The sequence below is a fragment of the Bacillus sp. LJBS17 genome (assembly GCF_019334685.1).
GTDB classification, from domain to species: domain Bacteria; phylum Bacillota; class Bacilli; order Bacillales; family Bacillaceae; genus Bacillus; species Bacillus subtilis.
Genome location: NZ_CP079759.1, coordinates 106,915 through 124,965 on the forward strand (window position 1 = coordinate 106,915; position 18,051 = coordinate 124,965).

At 42.5% G+C, this 18,051-nt stretch carries 20 protein-coding genes and 2 other annotated features; all 20 genes read left to right on the forward strand.

The genetic code is table 11. The features are described from left to right. The first annotated feature begins 1 nt into the window (after nucleotide 1). Nucleotides 2-1,084 carry a DNA integrity scanning diadenylate cyclase DisA gene (disA, locus tag KXZ66_RS00585; protein WP_003225736.1) on the forward strand — a complete coding sequence of 361 codons (1,083 nt, stop codon included), beginning with the start codon at nucleotides 2-4 and terminating at the stop codon, nucleotides 1,082-1,084. Nucleotides 1,085-1,199: 115 nt separating this feature from the next. Beyond that, nucleotides 1,200-2,300 (forward strand): PIN/TRAM domain-containing protein, encoded by a 1,101-nt coding sequence (locus KXZ66_RS00590; protein ID WP_003235014.1) that lies wholly within the window; start codon nucleotides 1,200-1,202, stop codon nucleotides 2,298-2,300. Nucleotides 2,301-2,314: 14 nt separating this feature from the next. After that, nucleotides 2,315-3,013, forward strand: coding sequence for a 2-C-methyl-D-erythritol 4-phosphate cytidylyltransferase (gene ispD, locus KXZ66_RS00595; protein WP_032726598.1), 699 nt, complete (start codon nucleotides 2,315-2,317; stop codon nucleotides 3,011-3,013). Beyond that, nucleotides 3,006-3,482, forward strand: coding sequence for a 2-C-methyl-D-erythritol 2,4-cyclodiphosphate synthase (gene ispF, locus KXZ66_RS00600; protein ID WP_014475594.1), 477 nt, complete (start codon nucleotides 3,006-3,008; stop codon nucleotides 3,480-3,482). Before ispD ends, ispF begins: the two co-directional genes overlap by 8 nt. Before the next feature lie 90 nt (nucleotides 3,483-3,572). Beyond that, the gene (gene gltX, locus KXZ66_RS00605; RefSeq protein WP_014478617.1) at nucleotides 3,573-5,024 is read left to right on the forward strand and encodes a glutamate--tRNA ligase; all 1,452 of its coding nucleotides are present in this window, start codon (nucleotides 3,573-3,575) and stop codon (nucleotides 5,022-5,024) included. 2 nt (nucleotides 5,025-5,026) lie between these two features. Continuing rightward, nucleotides 5,027-5,257, forward strand: a binding site (T-box leader). A 68-nt stretch (nucleotides 5,258-5,325) separates the two neighbouring features. After that, entirely contained in the window at nucleotides 5,326-5,979 is a 654-nt protein-coding gene (cysE, locus tag KXZ66_RS00610; protein WP_003225749.1) for a serine O-acetyltransferase, read from the forward strand. Then, nucleotides 5,976-7,376: a cysteine--tRNA ligase gene (cysS, locus tag KXZ66_RS00615; RefSeq protein ID WP_128739963.1), complete on the forward strand. Its 1,401-nt coding sequence runs from the start codon at nucleotides 5,976-5,978 to the stop codon at nucleotides 7,374-7,376. The genes cysE and cysS overlap by 4 nt, the downstream gene beginning before the upstream one ends. A gap of 3 nt (nucleotides 7,377-7,379) precedes the next feature. Next, on the forward strand, nucleotides 7,380-7,811 hold the full coding sequence (locus KXZ66_RS00620) for a mini-ribonuclease 3 (RefSeq protein WP_014475597.1): 432 nt from the start codon (nucleotides 7,380-7,382) through the stop codon (nucleotides 7,809-7,811). Beyond that, the gene (rlmB, locus tag KXZ66_RS00625; protein WP_014475598.1) at nucleotides 7,795-8,544 is read left to right on the forward strand and encodes a 23S rRNA (guanosine(2251)-2'-O)-methyltransferase RlmB; all 750 of its coding nucleotides are present in this window, start codon (nucleotides 7,795-7,797) and stop codon (nucleotides 8,542-8,544) included. Before KXZ66_RS00620 ends, rlmB begins: the two co-directional genes overlap by 17 nt. Nucleotides 8,545-8,550: 6 nt before the next feature. Continuing rightward, nucleotides 8,551-9,063, forward strand: coding sequence for a ribosome-dependent mRNA decay endonuclease Rae1/YacP (gene rae1, locus KXZ66_RS00630; protein WP_003235032.1), 513 nt, complete (start codon nucleotides 8,551-8,553; stop codon nucleotides 9,061-9,063). Nucleotides 9,064-9,125: 62 nt separating this feature from the next. After that, complete coding sequence (gene sigH / locus KXZ66_RS00635) at nucleotides 9,126-9,782, forward strand: RNA polymerase sporulation sigma factor SigH (RefSeq protein ID WP_003225758.1); 657 nt, start codon at nucleotides 9,126-9,128, stop codon at nucleotides 9,780-9,782. Between the two features lie 92 nt (nucleotides 9,783-9,874). Next, complete coding sequence (gene rpmG / locus KXZ66_RS00640) at nucleotides 9,875-10,024, forward strand: 50S ribosomal protein L33 (RefSeq protein ID WP_003156421.1); 150 nt, start codon at nucleotides 9,875-9,877, stop codon at nucleotides 10,022-10,024. 33 nt (nucleotides 10,025-10,057) lie between these two features. Then, the gene (secE, locus tag KXZ66_RS00645) at nucleotides 10,058-10,237 is read left to right on the forward strand and encodes a preprotein translocase subunit SecE (protein ID WP_004399676.1); all 180 of its coding nucleotides are present in this window, start codon (nucleotides 10,058-10,060) and stop codon (nucleotides 10,235-10,237) included. A gap of 178 nt (nucleotides 10,238-10,415) precedes the next feature. Continuing rightward, entirely contained in the window at nucleotides 10,416-10,949 is a 534-nt protein-coding gene (nusG, locus tag KXZ66_RS00650; protein WP_003225764.1) for a transcription termination/antitermination protein NusG, read from the forward strand. A gap of 167 nt (nucleotides 10,950-11,116) precedes the next feature. Continuing rightward, nucleotides 11,117-11,542, forward strand: a complete 426-nt coding sequence (gene rplK, locus KXZ66_RS00655; protein WP_003156430.1) for a 50S ribosomal protein L11 — start codon at nucleotides 11,117-11,119, stop codon at nucleotides 11,540-11,542. A gap of 94 nt (nucleotides 11,543-11,636) precedes the next feature. Then, the gene (gene rplA, locus KXZ66_RS00660; protein WP_003235040.1) at nucleotides 11,637-12,335 is read left to right on the forward strand and encodes a 50S ribosomal protein L1; all 699 of its coding nucleotides are present in this window, start codon (nucleotides 11,637-11,639) and stop codon (nucleotides 12,333-12,335) included. Between the two features lie 45 nt (nucleotides 12,336-12,380). Beyond that, nucleotides 12,381-12,521 (forward strand) — a sequence feature (ribosomal protein L10 leader region). A gap of 65 nt (nucleotides 12,522-12,586) precedes the next feature. Beyond that, nucleotides 12,587-13,087 carry a 50S ribosomal protein L10 gene (gene rplJ / locus KXZ66_RS00665; RefSeq protein WP_003235042.1) on the forward strand — a complete coding sequence of 167 codons (501 nt, stop codon included), beginning with the start codon at nucleotides 12,587-12,589 and terminating at the stop codon, nucleotides 13,085-13,087. 45 nt (nucleotides 13,088-13,132) lie between these two features. Next, nucleotides 13,133-13,504 (forward strand): 50S ribosomal protein L7/L12, encoded by a 372-nt coding sequence (gene rplL, locus KXZ66_RS00670; protein WP_003156436.1) that lies wholly within the window; start codon nucleotides 13,133-13,135, stop codon nucleotides 13,502-13,504. A gap of 89 nt (nucleotides 13,505-13,593) precedes the next feature. Next, entirely contained in the window at nucleotides 13,594-14,199 is a 606-nt protein-coding gene (locus KXZ66_RS00675; RefSeq protein WP_003235045.1) for a class I SAM-dependent methyltransferase, read from the forward strand. 245 nt (nucleotides 14,200-14,444) lie between these two features. Next, nucleotides 14,445-18,026: a DNA-directed RNA polymerase subunit beta gene (gene rpoB / locus KXZ66_RS00680; RefSeq protein WP_151870500.1), complete on the forward strand. Its 3,582-nt coding sequence runs from the start codon at nucleotides 14,445-14,447 to the stop codon at nucleotides 18,024-18,026. Nucleotides 18,027-18,051 lie beyond the last annotated feature (25 nt).

Consider the following 18,051-nt stretch of genomic DNA (forward strand, 5'->3'; position numbering starts at 1 on the left):
GATGGAAAAAGAGAAAAAAGGGGCGAAACACGAGTTAGACCTGTCATCTATATTGCAGTTTGTTGCTCCGGGTACACCGCTCAGAGCGGGGATGGAAAACGTCTTGAGAGCAAATACAGGCGGTCTGATTGTTGTTGGATATAATGATAAAGTAAAAGAAGTAGTGGACGGCGGCTTTCACATAAACACGGCTTTTTCTCCGGCGCATTTATATGAGCTGGCTAAAATGGATGGAGCGATCATTTTAAGTGATTCTGGTCAAAAGATCCTCTACGCGAATACTCAGCTGATGCCGGATGCCACAATTTCTTCATCAGAAACAGGAATGCGGCACAGAACTGCCGAAAGAGTAGCTAAGCAAACTGGCTGTCTTGTAATCGCTATTTCTGAAAGAAGAAATGTCATAACGTTATATCAGGAAAACATGAAGTATACACTAAAAGACATAGGATTTATTTTAACCAAGGCGAACCAAGCCATTCAAACACTTGAAAAATATAAGACAATCCTCGATAAAACGATTAATGCACTGAACGCGTTAGAGTTTGAGGAACTTGTTACCTTTAGTGATGTCTTGTCTGTCATGCATCGTTATGAAATGGTCCTGAGAATCAAAAACGAAATTAATATGTATATCAAAGAGCTGGGGACAGAAGGACATCTGATCAAACTGCAAGTCATTGAACTGATTACGGATATGGAAGAAGAGGCTGCTTTATTTATTAAGGACTATGTAAAAGAAAAGATTAAAGATCCGTTTGTTCTCTTGAAGGAGCTGCAGGATATGTCCAGTTATGATCTGCTGGATGATTCCATTGTGTATAAGCTTCTCGGTTACCCTGCTTCTACTAATCTTGATGATTATGTATTGCCGAGAGGATACAGGTTGTTAAATAAGATACCGCGTCTTCCGATGCCGATTGTTGAAAATGTTGTAGAAGCATTTGGAGTCCTGCCAAGGATTATTGAGGCGAGTGCAGAAGAATTAGATGAAGTAGAGGGAATCGGTGAAGTACGAGCCCAAAAAATCAAAAAAGGATTAAAACGCCTGCAAGAGAAGCATTATTTAGACAGACAACTGTGATTTCGGTTAAAACCTTATGAATACGGGTATATTAATGTTGGTTTTTGTTTATTCTGATATTCGTAGGATGCATAAGACTTTGTGAAATTAAAATGTTAAAAAAGGAGGTGGGGGTATGTTAAAACGAATAGTTCAGGCGTTCTTCATTATTTTTGGCGGCGTTGTTGGTATATTTTTGATACCTGAATTGTTTGTACTGTTAAATATACAGGACATACCTTTAATAACAAACGCATATACGTCTGCGGCAATAGGAGCAATTATCTTTTTTCTCATCAGTATATGGGGTACAGAATACGTTGTGAACTGGGTGAAGTGGATAGAGGATTCATTGTTAAAAGCGCCGGTTCCAGATTTGTTATTTGGAAGTCTTGGCTTAGTTTTTGGACTTATAATTGCTTATCTTATCGTAAATGTTATTCCTTTAGACAATATACCTTACCGCATATTCAGCACAATAATTCCTGTATTTTTGGCTTTCTTCCTCGGTTATCTCGGCTTCCAGGTGGGCTTTAAGAAAAAGGATGAATTGATCAGCCTGTTTTCCATTTCCGCCAGAATGCAAAAGAAAAAAGGAACAGCTGATGAAGAACATGAGGTTCAAGACAAGAAGCTGAAAATTTTGGACACTAGTGTTATTATTGATGGGAGAATAGCAGATATTTGTCAGACTGGTTTTTTAGAGGGAGTTATCGTGATTCCGCAGTTTGTCCTTGAGGAATTGCAGCATATTGCAGACTCTTCAGATGTTTTAAAACGAAACAGAGGACGCCGCGGTCTTGATATCCTGAACCGCATTCAGAAAGAATTAGACATTGAAGTTGAAATTTACGAAGGCGACTTTGAAGATATTCAGGAGGTTGACAGCAAGCTCGTCAAACTTGCTAAGCTGACATCCGGGGTCGTTGTGACGAATGATTTTAATTTAAATAAAGTGTGCGAGCTTCAGAAGGTAGCAGTATTAAACATTAATGACCTTGCCAATGCGGTCAAGCCTGTTGTGCTTCCTGGCGAGGAAATGAATGTTCAGGTCATTAAGGACGGGAAAGAGCATAATCAGGGAGTTGCCTACTTGGATGACGGTACGATGATTGTCGTTGAAGAAGGACGCAATTATATCGGCAAGCATATTGATGTACTCGTCACAAGTGTGCTGCAGACAGCAGCGGGACGAATGATTTTTGCGAAGCCTAAGCTGTTGGAGAAGGCGCTGTAAAGGGAGAAAAAACAATGAGTTATGATGTGGTGATTCCTGCAGCCGGTCAGGGAAAGCGGATGAAGGCAGGGAGAAATAAACTGTTCATTGAGCTGAAAGGAGACCCGGTGATCATACACACGTTAAGAGTGTTTGACAGCCACCGGCAGTGCGAAAAAATCATCTTGGTGATTAACGAGCAGGAGCGGGAGCACTTTCAGCAAATGCTGACCGATTATCCGTTTCAAACATCGATTGAGCTTGTTGCAGGCGGAGATGAGCGTCAGCACAGTGTGTATAAGGGGCTGAAAGCCGTAAAGCAGGAAAAGATTGTCCTTGTACATGACGGTGCCCGCCCATTTATAAAACATGAACAAATTGACGAACTGATCGCAGAGGCGGAACAGACAGGAGCGGCCATCCTTGCTGTTCCGGTAAAAGATACGATTAAACGCGTTCAAGATTTACAAGTCAGTGAGACGATTGAACGTTCAAGCTTGTGGGCTGTCCAAACGCCACAAGCTTTTCGTCTTTCTTTATTGATGAAGGCTCACGCTGAGGCCGAGCGCAAGGGATTTTTAGGGACGGATGACGCCAGCCTCGTTGAACAGATGGAGGGCGGTTCGGTCCGTGTTGTAGAAGGCAGCTATACAAATATTAAGCTGACGACGCCAGACGATTTGACGTCAGCTGAAGCTATCATGGAATCAGAAAGTGGGAATAAACATGTTTAGAATTGGACAAGGATTTGATGTGCATCAATTAGTTGAGGGCCGTCCTCTCATTATTGGCGGAATTGAAATCCCGTACGAAAAAGGGCTGCTTGGCCATTCTGATGCAGACGTATTGCTGCATACTGTCGCTGACGCCTGCCTGGGAGCTGTGGGTGAAGGAGACATCGGCAAGCATTTTCCTGACACAGATCCCGAGTTCAAGGACGCAGATTCTTTCAAATTACTTCAGCATGTCTGGGGAATCGTGAAACAGAAGGGGTATGTCCTTGGGAACATTGATTGCACCATCATAGCGCAAAAGCCGAAGATGCTGCCGTACATAGAAGATATGAGAAAAAGAATTGCTGAAGGCCTTGAGGCAGAAGTTTCTCAAGTAAATGTAAAAGCAACAACGACAGAAAAGCTTGGATTTACAGGCCGGGCGGAAGGAATAGCGGCTCAGGCGACAGTACTGATACAAAAAGGCTAACTTGTTTTGATGCCGGGTCTATTTGGTGGTAGAATAGATTCATACATTTTTGCCTGAGGCCATACATGACATGAAAGGAAGTATTTGAAAATGGGAAACGAAGTACGCGTCCGTTATGCACCGAGTCCAACCGGACATTTGCATATTGGAAATGCCAGAACGGCGCTTTTTAATTATTTATTTGCCCGCAATCAAGGCGGTAAGTTTATCATTCGAGTTGAGGATACAGATAAAAAGCGCAATATTGAGGGCGGAGAACAAAGCCAGCTGAATTATCTGAAGTGGCTAGGTATTGACTGGGATGAGAGTGTGGATGTCGGAGGAGAGTACGGCCCATACCGTCAGTCAGAGCGTAACGATATCTATAAAGTGTACTATGAAGAGCTTCTTGAAAAAGGGCTTGCTTATAAATGTTACTGTACGGAAGAAGAGCTTGAAAAAGAGCGTGAAGAACAGATTGCCCGCGGAGAAATGCCTCGTTATTCCGGAAAACACAGAGACCTGACTCAGGAAGAACAGGAGAAATTTATCGCTGAAGGCAGAAAACCAAGTATTCGTTTCCGCGTGCCGGAAGGAAAAATTATCGCCTTCAATGATATCGTAAAAGGCGAAATCTCTTTTGAATCAGATGGCATCGGCGACTTTGTTATTGTGAAAAAGGACGGAACGCCGACTTACAACTTCGCGGTAGCGATTGATGACTACTTAATGAAAATGACACACGTGCTGCGCGGTGAGGATCATATTTCTAACACACCGAAACAGATTATGATTTATCAAGCATTCGGATGGGATATTCCTCAGTTCGGACACATGACGCTGATCGTAAACGAAAGCCGTAAAAAGCTCAGTAAACGTGATGAATCCATTATTCAATTCATCGAGCAGTACAAAGAGCTTGGCTACCTGCCAGAAGCACTGTTCAACTTTATCGGCCTGTTAGGCTGGTCACCGGTTGGAGAAGAAGAGCTTTTCACAAAAGAGCAGTTTATTGAAATTTTTGATGTAAATCGTTTATCTAAATCACCAGCTTTGTTTGATATGCATAAGCTAAAATGGGTTAACAACCAATATGTGAAGAAGCTGGATCTTGATCAGGTTGTTGAATTGACGCTTCCGCATTTGCAAAAAGCCGGCAAAGTTGGCACTGAGCTTTCTGCTGAAGAACAAGAATGGGTTCGTAAACTGATTTCCCTGTATCATGAGCAATTAAGCTACGGTGCGGAAATTGTTGAGCTGACTGATTTGTTCTTTACGGATGAGATCGAGTATAATCAAGAAGCGAAAGCTGTTCTGGAAGAAGAACAGGTTCCTGAAGTGCTCAGTACATTCGCAGCGAAGCTTGAAGAGCTTGAGGAGTTCACTCCGGATAACATCAAAGCATCGATCAAAGCAGTGCAGAAAGAAACTGGCCATAAAGGGAAAAAACTGTTTATGCCGATTCGTGTTGCTGTAACAGGGCAAACTCACGGTCCGGAACTGCCGCAATCAATTGAATTGATCGGTAAAGAGACTGCAATTCAGCGTTTAAAAAATATCTAAATAAATGATTGTTGACAGGGAAGAGTATAAAGCTTTAGGTCATTACAGAAAGGATCTCCATTGGCTGAGAGAGATCCATGAGCCGGGTTTTAGAAGTGCGCCCTTAAGACCTTTGAAGAACGTTTTTTGAAACCAGTATTCAAAGGCGGCCGCCGCCGTTACAGGCTGAAGTTGGGAGAGCAGAAGTCTGCTTTTCAAACAGAGTGGAACCGCGCGGTTAAAGCGTCTCTGTCATGTTTACATGCAGAGACGCTTTTTTTATTGGGTAGAGGAAATCAGATAGAGAAACGGGGGGAAGCATGTGTTTTTTAGAATGCTCAAAGAAGACATTGATACTGTGTTCGATCAAGATCCCGCAGCAAGAAGCTATTTTGAAGTGATTTTAACTTATTCCGGTTTACATGCTATATGGGCGCATCGGATTGCACATGCTTTATATAAACGAAAATTTTATTTCCTTGCACGCCTTATATCTCAAGTAAGCCGATTTTTTACCGGGATAGAAATCCACCCCGGCGCTACAATCGGGAGAAGATTTTTCATAGACCACGGCATGGGGGTTGTCATTGGGGAGACATGTGAAATCGGCAATAACGTAACCGTTTTTCAGGGGGTTACCCTCGGGGGAACGGGGAAAGAAAAGGGAAAAAGGCACCCAACGATTAAAGATGACGCATTGATAGCCACAGGTGCTAAAGTGCTCGGTTCTATTACGGTCGGTGAAGGCTCAAAGATTGGGGCTGGTTCAGTAGTGCTGCATGATGTTCCTGATTTTTCAACAGTTGTCGGTATCCCTGGACGGGTCGTTGTACAAAATGGCAAGAAAGTAAGACGCGATTTAAACCATCAGGATTTGCCCGATCCAGTTGCTGACCGCTTTAAGTCTTTGGAACAGCAGATTTTAGAGCTGAAGGCAGAACTTGAAGACAGAAAAGAAAGGATCAATCAAAAATGACAATCACACTTTATAATACATTGACTAGACAGAAGGAAACATTCGTTCCTCTTGAAGAGGGAAAAGTGAAAATGTATGTATGCGGACCCACGGTTTACAATTACATTCATATCGGGAACGCGCGTCCGGCAATCGTTTACGATACGGTTCGAAACTATTTAGAGTATAAAGGCTATGATGTGCAGTATGTCTCTAACTTCACAGACGTAGACGATAAATTAATTAAAGCGGCAAATGAACTCGGTGAGGATGTACCCACCATTTCAGAGCGTTTTATTAAAGCATACTTTGAAGACGTAGGTGCGCTCGGCTGCCGAAAAGCCGACCTTCATCCGCGAGTAATGGAGAACATGGATGCCATTATCGAATTCGTAGATCAGCTCGTGAAAAAGGGCTACGCATATGAATCAGAAGGTGACGTATATTTCAAAACCAGAGCATTTGAAGGGTACGGAAAGCTTTCTCAGCAATCAATCGATGAACTTAGATCAGGTGCACGCATCCGAGTCGGCGAGAAAAAAGAAGATGCTCTTGATTTCGCATTGTGGAAAGCGGCAAAAGAAGGAGAAATCTCTTGGGATAGCCCTTGGGGGAAAGGACGTCCGGGCTGGCACATTGAATGCTCAGCAATGGTGAAAAAGTATCTCGGTGACCAGATTGATATCCATGCGGGCGGACAGGATTTAACATTCCCTCACCATGAAAACGAAATTGCGCAATCTGAGGCGCTGACAGGCAAAACGTTTGCGAAGTACTGGCTTCATAATGGTTATATCAATATTGATAATGAAAAAATGTCAAAATCACTAGGCAACTTTGTGCTTGTGCATGACATCATTAAACAGCATGATCCGCAGCTTTTGAGATTCTTTATGCTATCTGTTCATTATCGCCATCCGATTAACTATTCAGAAGAGCTTCTGGAGAATACGAAAAGCGCGTTCAACCGTTTAAAAACAGCGTACAGCAATCTTCAGCACCGTCTGAACAGCAGTACGAATTTAACCGAAGATGACGATCAATGGCTTGAAAAAGTTGAAGAACACCGCAAAGCATTCGAAGAAGCGATGGACGATGATTTTAATACGGCGAATGCCATTTCAGTCTTGTTTGACTTAGCGAAACACGCCAATTATTATCTTCAGAAAGATCATACGGCTGATCATGTGATTACGGCGTTTATTGAGATGTTTGACCGCATTGTTTCTGTCCTCGGTTTTTCGTTGGGTGAGCAGGAACTTCTCGATCAAGAGATTGAAGACTTAATCGAAAAGCGAAATGAAGCGCGCCGGAATCGCGATTTTGCATTGTCAGACCAGATCCGCGACCAGCTGAAAAACATGAATATCATTCTTGAAGATACGGCTCAAGGCACTCGCTGGAAACGGGGACAATAACAGATGCTTGAATTTGATACGATAAAAGATTCTAAGCAGCTTAACGGTCTTGCGCTTGCTTATATAGGTGATGCCATTTTTGAAGTATATGTCAGGCATCACCTGCTTAAGCAGGGCTTTACCAAACCAAATGATCTTCATAAGAAATCAAGCCGGATTGTTTCAGCAAAGTCACAGGCTGAGATCCTATTTTTTCTGCAGAATCAATCATTTTTTACGGAAGAAGAGGAAGCGGTGCTGAAAAGAGGCAGAAATGCCAAGTCAGGGACAATACCTAAAAATACAGATGTTCAGACGTACCGCTACAGTACAGCATTTGAAGCGCTTCTGGGCTACCTTTTTCTAGAGAAAAAAGAGGAACGACTTAGTCAGCTCGTAGCCGAAGCTATACAATTCGGGACGTCAGGGAGGAAAACAAATGAGTCAGCAACATGATTACGTCATAGGGAAAAATGCAGTGATCGAGACGTTAAAATCTGATCGGAAGCTGTATAAGCTGTGGATGGCGGAAAACACCGTAAAGGGACAAGCACAGCAAGTGATTGAGCTTGCCAAAAAGCAGGGAATCACGATTCAATACGTCCCGAGAAAAAAACTCGATCAAATGGTGACAGGACAGCATCAGGGCGTAGTGGCACAGGTTGCAGCGTATGAATATGCAGAACTGGACGATTTATATAAAGCAGCCGAAGAAAAAAATGAACAGCCTTTCTTCCTCATTCTGGACGAGCTTGAAGACCCTCATAATCTTGGTTCCATTATGAGGACAGCAGATGCGGTCGGCGCTCATGGCATCGTCATTCCAAAACGGAGAGCTGTCGGGCTGACAACAACAGTGGCAAAAGCTTCAACAGGAGCAATTGAGCACATTCCTGTAGCAAGAGTCACCAATTTGGCACGGACGTTAGAAGAGATGAAAGAGCGGGGAATCTGGGTTGTCGGAACGGATGCGTCCGCGCGTGAGGATTACCGTAATATGGACGGCAATATGCCTTTGGCTCTAGTCATCGGAAGTGAAGGAAAAGGGATGGGCCGCCTTGTGAAAGAAAAGTGCGATTTTCTCATTAAACTCCCGATGGCCGGAAAGGTAACTTCACTAAATGCATCTGTCGCGGCTGGTCTTTTGATGTATGAAGTCTACCGGAAACGAAACCCTCTGGGAGAATAAAGACCCATGGATATCCTGTTAGTAGACGGGTACAACATGATTGGAGCCTGGCCGCAGCTGAAGGATTTAAAAGCGAACAGTTTTGAAGAGGCGAGAGACGTACTGATTCAGAAAATGGCGGAATATCAATCGTATACAGGAAACAGGGTTATTGTTGTTTTTGACGCGCATCTCGTAAAAGGGCTTGAGAAAAAACAGACCAACCATAGAGTTGAAGTGATTTTTACAAAAGAAAATGAGACGGCTGATGAGCGGATAGAAAAGCTCGCTCAGGCTTTGAATAATATTGCGACTCAAATTCACGTTGCGACCTCTGACTATACTGAGCAGTGGGCGATTTTCGGACAGGGGGCATTGCGGAAATCGGCCCGGGAGCTTTTGAGAGAGGTAGAAACGATTGAAAGGCGAATAGAGAGACGGGTAAGAAAAATCACTTCCGAAAAGCCGGCGGGTAAAATTGCTTTATCGGAAGAGGTTTTGAAAACGTTTGAAAAGTGGAGGCGGGGAGACTTAGATTAAGTTGACGCTTTTTTGCCCAATACTGTATAATATTTCTATCTACGTGCGCCGGGGGGATCGGAGTGAATCTACAGAACAACAAGGGAAAATTCAACAAAGAGCAGTTTTGCCAGTTGGAGGACGAGCAGGTCATTGAAAAGGTTCATGTTGGGGACAGTGATGCGTTAGATTACTTGATTACGAAGTACCGAAACTTTGTTCGGGCAAAAGCAAGATCCTATTTCTTAATAGGGGCGGACAGAGAGGATATTGTTCAGGAAGGCATGATAGGCCTCTATAAGTCTATTCGTGACTTCAAAGAGGACAAGCTTACCTCATTCAAAGCTTTCGCAGAATTATGTATTACCCGCCAAATTATTACCGCAATAAAGACAGCTACTCGCCAGAAACACATTCCTTTGAATTCCTACGTCTCATTAGATAAACCGATTTTTGATGAAGAATCAGACCGAACGCTGCTGGATGTCATTTCAGGAGCGAAAACCTTAAATCCTGAGGAAATGATCATTAATCAGGAAGAATTTGATGATATTGAAATGAAAATGGGAGAACTATTAAGTGATTTAGAGAGAAAAGTACTCGTCTTATATCTCGACGGGAGAAGTTACCAAGAGATTTCTGATGAACTGAACCGACATGTGAAATCGATCGACAATGCCCTTCAGCGTGTGAAACGCAAGCTGGAGAAGTACTTGGAAATTCGCGAAATCAGTTTGTAATAGGAATTTATGCTATATTGACAGTATTTTTCTGACTATGATATGTTACTAAAGATAAGAACTAATGTCTATTTAGAAAAAGGTGTAATGACATGAGAAAAAAGATTACGTTAGCATGCAAGACATGCGGAAACCGTAATTATACGACAATGAAGAGCTCTGCATCAGCGGCTGAGCGATTAGAAGTAAAGAAATACTGCAGTACTTGCAATTCACATACAGCTCATCTTGAAACAAAATAGTTTTTGCGCTTTTAAATTGTGGAGGTCTTTTACATGCGTATTATGAAATTCTTTAAAGATGTTGGGAAAGAAATGAAAAAGGTAAGCTGGCCTAAAGGAAAAGAGTTAACGCGTTATACCATTACGGTAATTTCAACAGTTATCTTTTTTGTTATCTTTTTTGCCCTCCTTGACACAGGAATTTCTCAATTAATTCGTTTAATAGTTGAATAATGATCAGCAATACGTGCTATAATAGATCATAATATTACTTGCCAAAACCCGTTCAGCGGGTTTTTTATTGTGGCTTAAAATGAAAGTTATCATAGGCTTGCCGCCTATTTTTTGAAGCGTTATGGTAATTCACTAAAACCAAATGCGGGGAGGGAAGGACTGGACAGTCCTGAATAGAATGGAAAAGAATTGGTATGTTGTTCACACGTACTCTGGTTATGAGAATAAAGTAAAAGCCAACTTGGAAAAACGTGTTGAATCAATGGGGATGCAGGATAAAATTTTCCGTGTAGTCGTACCCGAAGAAGAAGAAACAGATATCAAAAACGGCAAGAAAAAAGTCGTGAAAAAGAAAGTATTCCCTGGTTATGTGCTTGTTGAAATTGTAATGACAGACGACTCTTGGTATGTTGTCCGCAACACGCCGGGCGTTACTGGATTCGTAGGATCTGCCGGGTCAGGTTCAAAACCGACGCCGCTTCTTCCGGGCGAAGCAGAAACCATTCTGAAGAGAATGGGCATGGATGAACGAAAAACTGATATTGACTTTGAACTGAAAGAGACAGTGAAAGTAATAGACGGACCTTTTGCTAACTTTACAGGATCAATTGAAGAGATTGATTATGATAAAAGCAAGGTCAAAGTTTTCGTTAATATGTTTGGCCGTGAAACGCCGGTTGAGCTGGAATTTACCCAAATCGACAAATTGTAATGTGAAAAAACTTGAAATTGCTATATATAAATGATAATATAGCAAAGGTACGTCTTGGACTTATCCAAGGCAACTAGCATGATATTTCGTCATTCATATAAAGAATGAAACCTTGAGTGGGAGGGTTTACCCTATTACCACATCACGGACTTAAGGAGGTGTGTCTCGTGGCTAAAAAAGTAGTTAAAGTTGTAAAATTGCAAATTCCTGCTGGAAAAGCTAACCCAGCACCACCAGTTGGACCTGCACTTGGTCAAGCCGGTGTTAACATCATGGGATTCTGTAAGGAGTTTAACGCTCGTACAGCTGACCAAGCTGGTTTAATCATTCCTGTTGAAATTTCGGTTTACGAAGACCGTTCATTTACATTTATTACAAAAACTCCACCTGCTGCAGTATTGCTTAAAAAAGCAGCTGGAATTGAGTCTGGTTCTGGTGAACCAAACCGTAATAAAGTGGCAACCGTTAAGCGCGATAAAGTACGCGAAATCGCTGAAACGAAAATGCCTGACTTAAACGCAGCAGACGTTGAAGCGGCAATGCGCATGGTTGAAGGTACTGCCCGCAGTATGGGTATTGTAATCGAGGATTAATTTGTTTCTTGTCGGGTTGCGAGTTTTAACAAGTTCGCAACCCTTATTCGTGGGAGGTTATTCCGCTATAACCACATAAGGAGGAAATTTTAAAATGGCTAAAAAAGGTAAAAAGTACGTTGAAGCTGCTAAGCTTGTAGACCGTTCTAAAGCTTACGACGTCTCTGAAGCAGTAGCTCTCGTTAAAAAAACAAACACAGCTAAATTCGACGCTACAGTTGAAGTGGCTTTCCGTTTAGGGGTTGACCCTCGTAAAAACGACCAGCAAATCCGTGGAGCAGTTGTTCTTCCAAACGGAACTGGTAAAACTCAGCGCGTTCTCGTTTTCGCAAAAGGCGAAAAAGCGAAAGAAGCTGAAGCTGCTGGTGCAGATTTCGTAGGCGATACTGACTACATCAACAAAATTCAACAAGGCTGGTTCGATTTCGATGTTATCGTAGCTACACCTGACATGATGGGTGAAGTTGGTAAAATCGGTCGTGTACTTGGACCAAAAGGTTTAATGCCAAACCCTAAAACTGGTACAGTTACTTTCGAAGTTGAGAAAGCGATCGGCGAAATCAAAGCTGGTAAAGTTGAATACCGCGTTGATAAAGCTGGAAACATTCATGTTCCTATCGGTAAAGTTTCTTTCGAGGATGAAAAACTTGTTGAGAACTTCACAACAATGTACGATACAATCCTTAAAGCTAAACCTGCTGCAGCTAAAGGCGTTTACGTGAAAAACGTTGCTGTAACTTCTACTATGGGACCTGGTGTCAAAGTAGACTCTTCAACTTTTAACGTAAAATAATATTGACATGACATCAACATTCTGATATTATTCAAAATGTTGTAAAATAGAATATCATTTATACCGTAGACAGTAGGGGCCTAACCGCTTAATTATCCTACCGAGGTGTATATTATCACAGCTATTACGTTACGTATGCTTGTATATACAGCCTCCATGTCTCATGGAGGCTTTTTATATGGAATCCGTCGTCTCAGTCGTGATCACCTAACGGTATAAGTGTTACACAAGAATCTACAGGAGGTGTAACCATGAGCAGCGCAATTGAAACAAAAAAAGTTGTTGTTGAAGAAATTGCTTCTAAACTGAAAGAAAGTAAATCAACGATCATCGTTGACTATCGCGGACTTAACGTTTCTGAAGTAACTGAACTTCGTAAACAGCTTCGCGAAGCTAACGTTGAGTTCAAAGTTTACAAAAATACGATGACTCGCCGTGCGGTTGAACAAGCTGAGCTTAATGGTTTGAATGATTTCTTAACTGGACCGAACGCGATCGCATTCAGCACTGAAGATGTTGTCGCTCCGGCTAAAGTTCTTAATGACTTCGCTAAAAATCACGAAGCTCTTGAAATCAAAGCTGGCGTTATCGAAGGTAAAGTTTCTACTGTTGAAGAAGTGAAAGCTCTTGCTGAACTTCCATCACGCGAAGGCTTGCTTTCTATGTTGCTTAGCGTACTTCAAGCTCCAGTTCGCAACCTTGCTCTTGCTGCAAAAGCTGTGGCAGAACAAAAGGAAGAACAAGGCGCTTAATCTAATCAGTTTTTCATAAATTAAAACAAAATGGAGGAATTACAAATGGCTTTAAATATCGAAGAAATCATTGCTTCCGTTAAAGAAGCAACTGTACTTGAATTGAACGACCTAGTAAAAGCAATCGAAGAAGAATTTGGCGTAACTGCTGCTGCTCCTGTAGCTGTAGCTGGCGGAGCTGCTGCTGGCGGAGCTGCTGAAGAGCAAAGCGAATTCGATCTTATCCTTGCTGGTGCAGGATCTCAAAAAATCAAAGTTATCAAAGTTGTACGTGAAATCACTGGTCTTGGCTTGAAAGAAGCTAAAGAACTTGTTGACAACACTCCAAAACCACTTAAAGAAGGTATTGCTAAAGAAGAAGCTGAAGAGCTTAAAGCTAAACTTGAAGAAGTTGGCGCTTCTGTAGAAGTTAAGTAATCTTCACTTACCTGTAGGGGAAGCTCGCTTTTATGAGGCGAGCTTTTTCTTTGCCATTCTTTAAGCCATGAAAAAAGGAGGTTCTAATAATGAGTGAGCACTATTATTCAGAAAAACCTTCAGTGAAAAGCAACAAGCAAACCTGGTCTTTTAGGCTTCGGAATAAAGATTTCACGTTTACCAGCGACAGCGGGGTTTTTTCTAAAAAAGAAGTTGATTTCGGCTCCCGCCTGCTGATTGATTCTTTTGAAGAGCCTGAGGTTGAGGGCGGCATTTTGGATGTAGGCTGCGGGTACGGCCCGATTGGTTTATCGCTCGCCAGCGACTTTAAAGACCGGACTATCCACATGATTGACGTTAATGAGAGAGCCGTAGAACTATCAAATGAAAATGCGGAACAGAACGGAATAACAAACGTTAAGATTTATCAAAGCGATTTGTTTTCAAACGTTGATTCTGCTCAAACATTTGCTTCTATTCTTACAAATCCCCCAATCCGAGCCGGAAAAAAAGTTGTCCATGCTATCTTTGAGAAAAGCGCTGAACACTTAAAAGCTTCAGGTGAATTGTGGATCGTCATACAGAAAAAGCAAGGCGCGCCTTCTGCCATTGAAAAGCTCGAGGAACTGTTCGATGAAGTTTCCGTCGTTCAAAAAAAGAAAGGCTATTATATCATAAAAGCAAAAAAAGTTTGACTCGGTATTTTAACTATGTTAATATTGTAAAATGCCAATGTATATATTTTGCTTGATATGATGAATTGTCAATATCTATGTATAAATTATACAAGTATGGAAATGCTAATAAAATCGGTATTTGTTTTTGGATGTGGTTTTCTTAATTAGAAACCCTTTTTTCTTTTGTCTTGTAAAAGTATTTTCTTTCTTTGGAAGAAATGCTTATTACACATATAATACGCATGATTTGAGGGGTGAATCAGTTGACAGGTCAACTAGTTCAGTATGGACGACACCGCCAGCGCAGAAGCTATGCTCGCATTAGCGAAGTGTTAGAATTACCAAATCTCATTGAAATTCAAACCTCTTCTTATCAGTGGTTTCTTGATGAGGGTCTTAGAGAGATGTTTCAAGACATATCACCAATTGAGGATTTCACTGGTAACCTCTCTCTTGAGTTCATTGATTATAGTTTAGGTGAGCCTAAATATCCTGTAGAGGAATCAAAAGAACGTGATGTGACTTACTCAGCTCCGCTAAGAGTGAAGGTTCGTTTAATTAACAAAGAAACTGGAGAGGTAAAAGACCAAGATGTCTTCATGGGTGATTTCCCTATTATGACAGATACAGGTACTTTTATCATTAACGGTGCGGAACGTGTTATCGTTTCCCAGCTTGTTCGGTCTCCAAGTGTATATTTCAGTGGTAAAGTAGACAAAAACGGTAAAAAAGGTTTTACCGCAACTGTCATTCCAAACCGTGGCGCATGGTTAGAATACGAAACTGATGCGAAAGATGTTGTTTATGTCCGCATTGATCGCACACGTAAGTTGCCGGTTACGGTTCTTTTGCGTGCTCTCGGCTTCGGCTCCGATCAAGAGATTCTTGATCTCATAGGAGAAAACGAATACCTGCGAAATACGCTTGATAAAGATAACACAGAAAACAGTGACAAAGCGTTGCTGGAAATTTACGAGCGTCTCCGTCCTGGAGAGCCGCCTACAGTAGAAAATGCGAAAAGCTTGCTTGATTCTCGTTTCTTTGATCCGAAACGATACGATCTTGCCAATGTAGGACGCTATAAAATTAATAAAAAACTTCATATTAAGAATCGCCTCTTCAATCAGAGACTTGCTGAAACGCTTGTTGATCCTGAAACAGGAGAAATCCTTGCTGAAAAAGGCCAGATTCTTGATAGAAGAACACTTGATAAAGTACTGCCATACTTAGAAAACGGAATCGGTTTTAGAAAGCTGTATCCGAATGGCGGCGTTGTTGAAGATGAAGTGACTCTTCAATCAATTAAAATCTTTGCTCCGACTGATCAAGAAGGAGAACAGGTTATTAATGTAATCGGCAATGCTTACATCGAAGAAGAGATTAAAAACATCACGCCTGCTGATATTATTTCTTCAATCAGCTACTTCTTCAACTTGCTGCACGGAGTAGGCGATACAGATGATATCGATCATCTTGGAAACCGCCGTTTACGCTCTGTAGGCGAGCTTCTCCAGAACCAATTCCGTATCGGTTTAAGCCGTATGGAGCGTGTGGTTCGTGAGAGAATGTCAATTCAAGATACGAATACAATTACGCCTCAGCAGCTGATCAATATTCGTCCTGTTATTGCGTCCATTAAAGAGTTCTTTGGAAGCTCACAGCTTTCTCAATTCATGGATCAGACGAACCCGCTTGCTGAATTAACGCACAAGCGTCGTCTGTCAGCATTAGGACCGGGCGGATTGACACGTGAGCGTGCCGGAATGGAAGTGCGTGACGTTCACTACTCCCACTATGGCCGTATGTGTCCGATTGAAACGCCTGAGGGCCCGAACATCGGTTTGATCAACTCACTATCATCTTATGCAAAAGTAAACCGTTTTGGCTTTATTGAAACGCCATATCGCCGCGTTGACCCTGAAACAGGGAAGGTAACGGGCAGAATCGATTACTTAACTGCTGATGAAGAGGATAACTATGTTGTCGCTCAAGCGAATGCTCGTCTTGATGACGAAGGCGCCTTTATTGATGACAGCATCGTAGCTCGTTTCCGCGGGGAGAACACTGTTGTTTCCAGAAACCGTGTAGACTACATGGATGTATCGCCTAAGCAGGTTGTATCTGCTGCGACAGCATGTATCCCGTTCTTAGAAAACGATGACTCGAACCGTGCCCTCATGGGAGCGAACATGCAGCGTCAGGCTGTGCCTTTGATGCAGCCGGAAGCGCCATTTGTTGGAACTGGTATGGAATACGTATCAGGAAAAGACTCTGGTGCCGCTGTTATTTGTAAACACCCTGGTATCGTTGAACGCGTAGAAGCGAAAAACGTTTGGGTTCGCCGTTATGAAGAAGTAGACGGTCAAAAAGTAAAAGGAAACCTGGATAAATACAGCCTGCTGAAATTTGTCCGCTCTAACCAAGGTACGTGCTACAACCAGCGTCCGATCGTAAGTGTCGGCGATGAAGTGGTAAAAGGAGAAATCCTTGCTGACGGTCCTTCTATGGAGCTCGGTGAACTTGCACTTGGCCGTAACGTAATGGTCGGCTTCATGACATGGGATGGCTACAACTATGAGGATGCCATCATCATGAGTGAACGCCTAGTGAAGGATGATGTTTATACATCTATCCACATTGAAGAATACGAATCAGAAGCACGTGATACGAAACTTGGACCTGAAGAAATCACTCGCGATATTCCAAACGTCGGTGAAGATGCGCTTCGCAATCTTGATGACCGTGGAATCATCCGTATTGGGGCAGAAGTAAAAGACGGAGATCTTCTTGTTGGTAAAGTAACGCCTAAAGGCGTAACTGAACTGACTGCAGAAGAACGCCTTCTTCACGCCATTTTTGGCGAGAAAGCCCGCGAGGTTCGTGATACTTCTCTTCGTGTGCCTCACGGCGGCGGCGGAATTATCCATGACGTTAAAGTCTTCAACCGTGAAGACGGAGACGAACTTCCTCCAGGTGTTAACCAGTTAGTACGCGTATATATCGTTCAGAAACGTAAGATTTCTGAAGGGGATAAAATGGCCGGTCGTCACGGTAACAAAGGTGTTATCTCTAAGATTCTTCCTGAAGAGGATATGCCTTACCTTCCTGACGGCACACCAATTGATATCATGCTTAACCCGCTGGGCGTACCATCACGTATGAACATCGGGCAGGTATTGGAACTTCACATGGGTATGGCCGCTCGTTACCTTGGCATTCACATTGCATCTCCTGTATTTGACGGAGCGCGAGAAGAGGATGTCTGGGAAACACTTGAAGAAGCCGGCATGTCTCGTGACGCCAAAACAGTGCTTTACGACGGACGTACTGGAGAGCCGTTTGATAACCGTGTATCTGTCGGTATCATGTACATGATCAAACTAGCTCACATGGTTGACGATAAACTTCATGCACGCTCTACAGGTCCTTACTCACTTGTTACGCAGCAGCCTCTTGGCGGTAAAGCGCAATTTGGCGGACAGCGTTTTGGTGAGATGGAGGTTTGGGCACTTGAAGCTTACGGTGCGGCTTATACTCTTCAAGAAATTCTGACTGTTAAGTCTGATGACGTGGTTGGACGTGTGAAAACATACGAAGCCATCGTTAAAGGCGAAAATGTTCCTGAACCAGGTGTTCCGGAATCATTCAAAGTATTAATCAAAGAACTTCAAAGCTTAGGTATGGATGTCAAAATCCTTTCTGGTGATGAAGAAGAAATAGAAATGAGAGATTTAGAAGACGAAGAAGATGCGAAACAAGCTGACGGCCTGGCATTATCAGGTGATGAAGAGCCGGAAGAAACAGCATCTGCAGACGTTGAACGCGATGTAGTAACAAAAGAATAATCTCTAGTTATAAAGGCAAGTGACA

Bases quoted from the DNA above. Each gene is read 5' to 3' on its own strand.
- cysS (WP_128739963.1), top strand. From the start codon at position 5,976: ATGACAATCACACTTTATAATACATTGACTAGACAGAAGGAAACATTC.
- KXZ66_RS00675 (WP_003235045.1), top strand. From the start codon at position 13,594: ATGAGTGAGCACTATTATTCAGAAAAACCTTCAGTGAAAAGCAACAAG.
- rlmB (WP_014475598.1), top strand. From the start codon at position 7,795: ATGAGTCAGCAACATGATTACGTCATAGGGAAAAATGCAGTGATCGAG.
- nusG (WP_003225764.1), top strand. From the start codon at position 10,416: ATGGAAAAGAATTGGTATGTTGTTCACACGTACTCTGGTTATGAGAAT.
- ispD (WP_032726598.1), top strand. From the start codon at position 2,315: ATGAGTTATGATGTGGTGATTCCTGCAGCCGGTCAGGGAAAGCGGATG.
- rpmG (WP_003156421.1), top strand. From the start codon at position 9,875: ATGAGAAAAAAGATTACGTTAGCATGCAAGACATGCGGAAACCGTAAT.
- secE (WP_004399676.1), top strand. From the start codon at position 10,058: ATGCGTATTATGAAATTCTTTAAAGATGTTGGGAAAGAAATGAAAAAG.
- KXZ66_RS00590 (WP_003235014.1), top strand. From the start codon at position 1,200: ATGTTAAAACGAATAGTTCAGGCGTTCTTCATTATTTTTGGCGGCGTT.
- KXZ66_RS00620 (WP_014475597.1), top strand. From the start codon at position 7,380: ATGCTTGAATTTGATACGATAAAAGATTCTAAGCAGCTTAACGGTCTT.
- rae1 (WP_003235032.1), top strand. From the start codon at position 8,551: ATGGATATCCTGTTAGTAGACGGGTACAACATGATTGGAGCCTGGCCG.
- disA (WP_003225736.1), top strand. From the start codon at position 2: ATGGAAAAAGAGAAAAAAGGGGCGAAACACGAGTTAGACCTGTCATCT.
- gltX (WP_014478617.1), top strand. From the start codon at position 3,573: ATGGGAAACGAAGTACGCGTCCGTTATGCACCGAGTCCAACCGGACAT.
- ispF (WP_014475594.1), top strand. From the start codon at position 3,006: ATGTTTAGAATTGGACAAGGATTTGATGTGCATCAATTAGTTGAGGGC.
- rplL (WP_003156436.1), top strand. From the start codon at position 13,133: ATGGCTTTAAATATCGAAGAAATCATTGCTTCCGTTAAAGAAGCAACT.
- rplA (WP_003235040.1), top strand. From the start codon at position 11,637: ATGGCTAAAAAAGGTAAAAAGTACGTTGAAGCTGCTAAGCTTGTAGAC.
- rplJ (WP_003235042.1), top strand. From the start codon at position 12,587: ATGAGCAGCGCAATTGAAACAAAAAAAGTTGTTGTTGAAGAAATTGCT.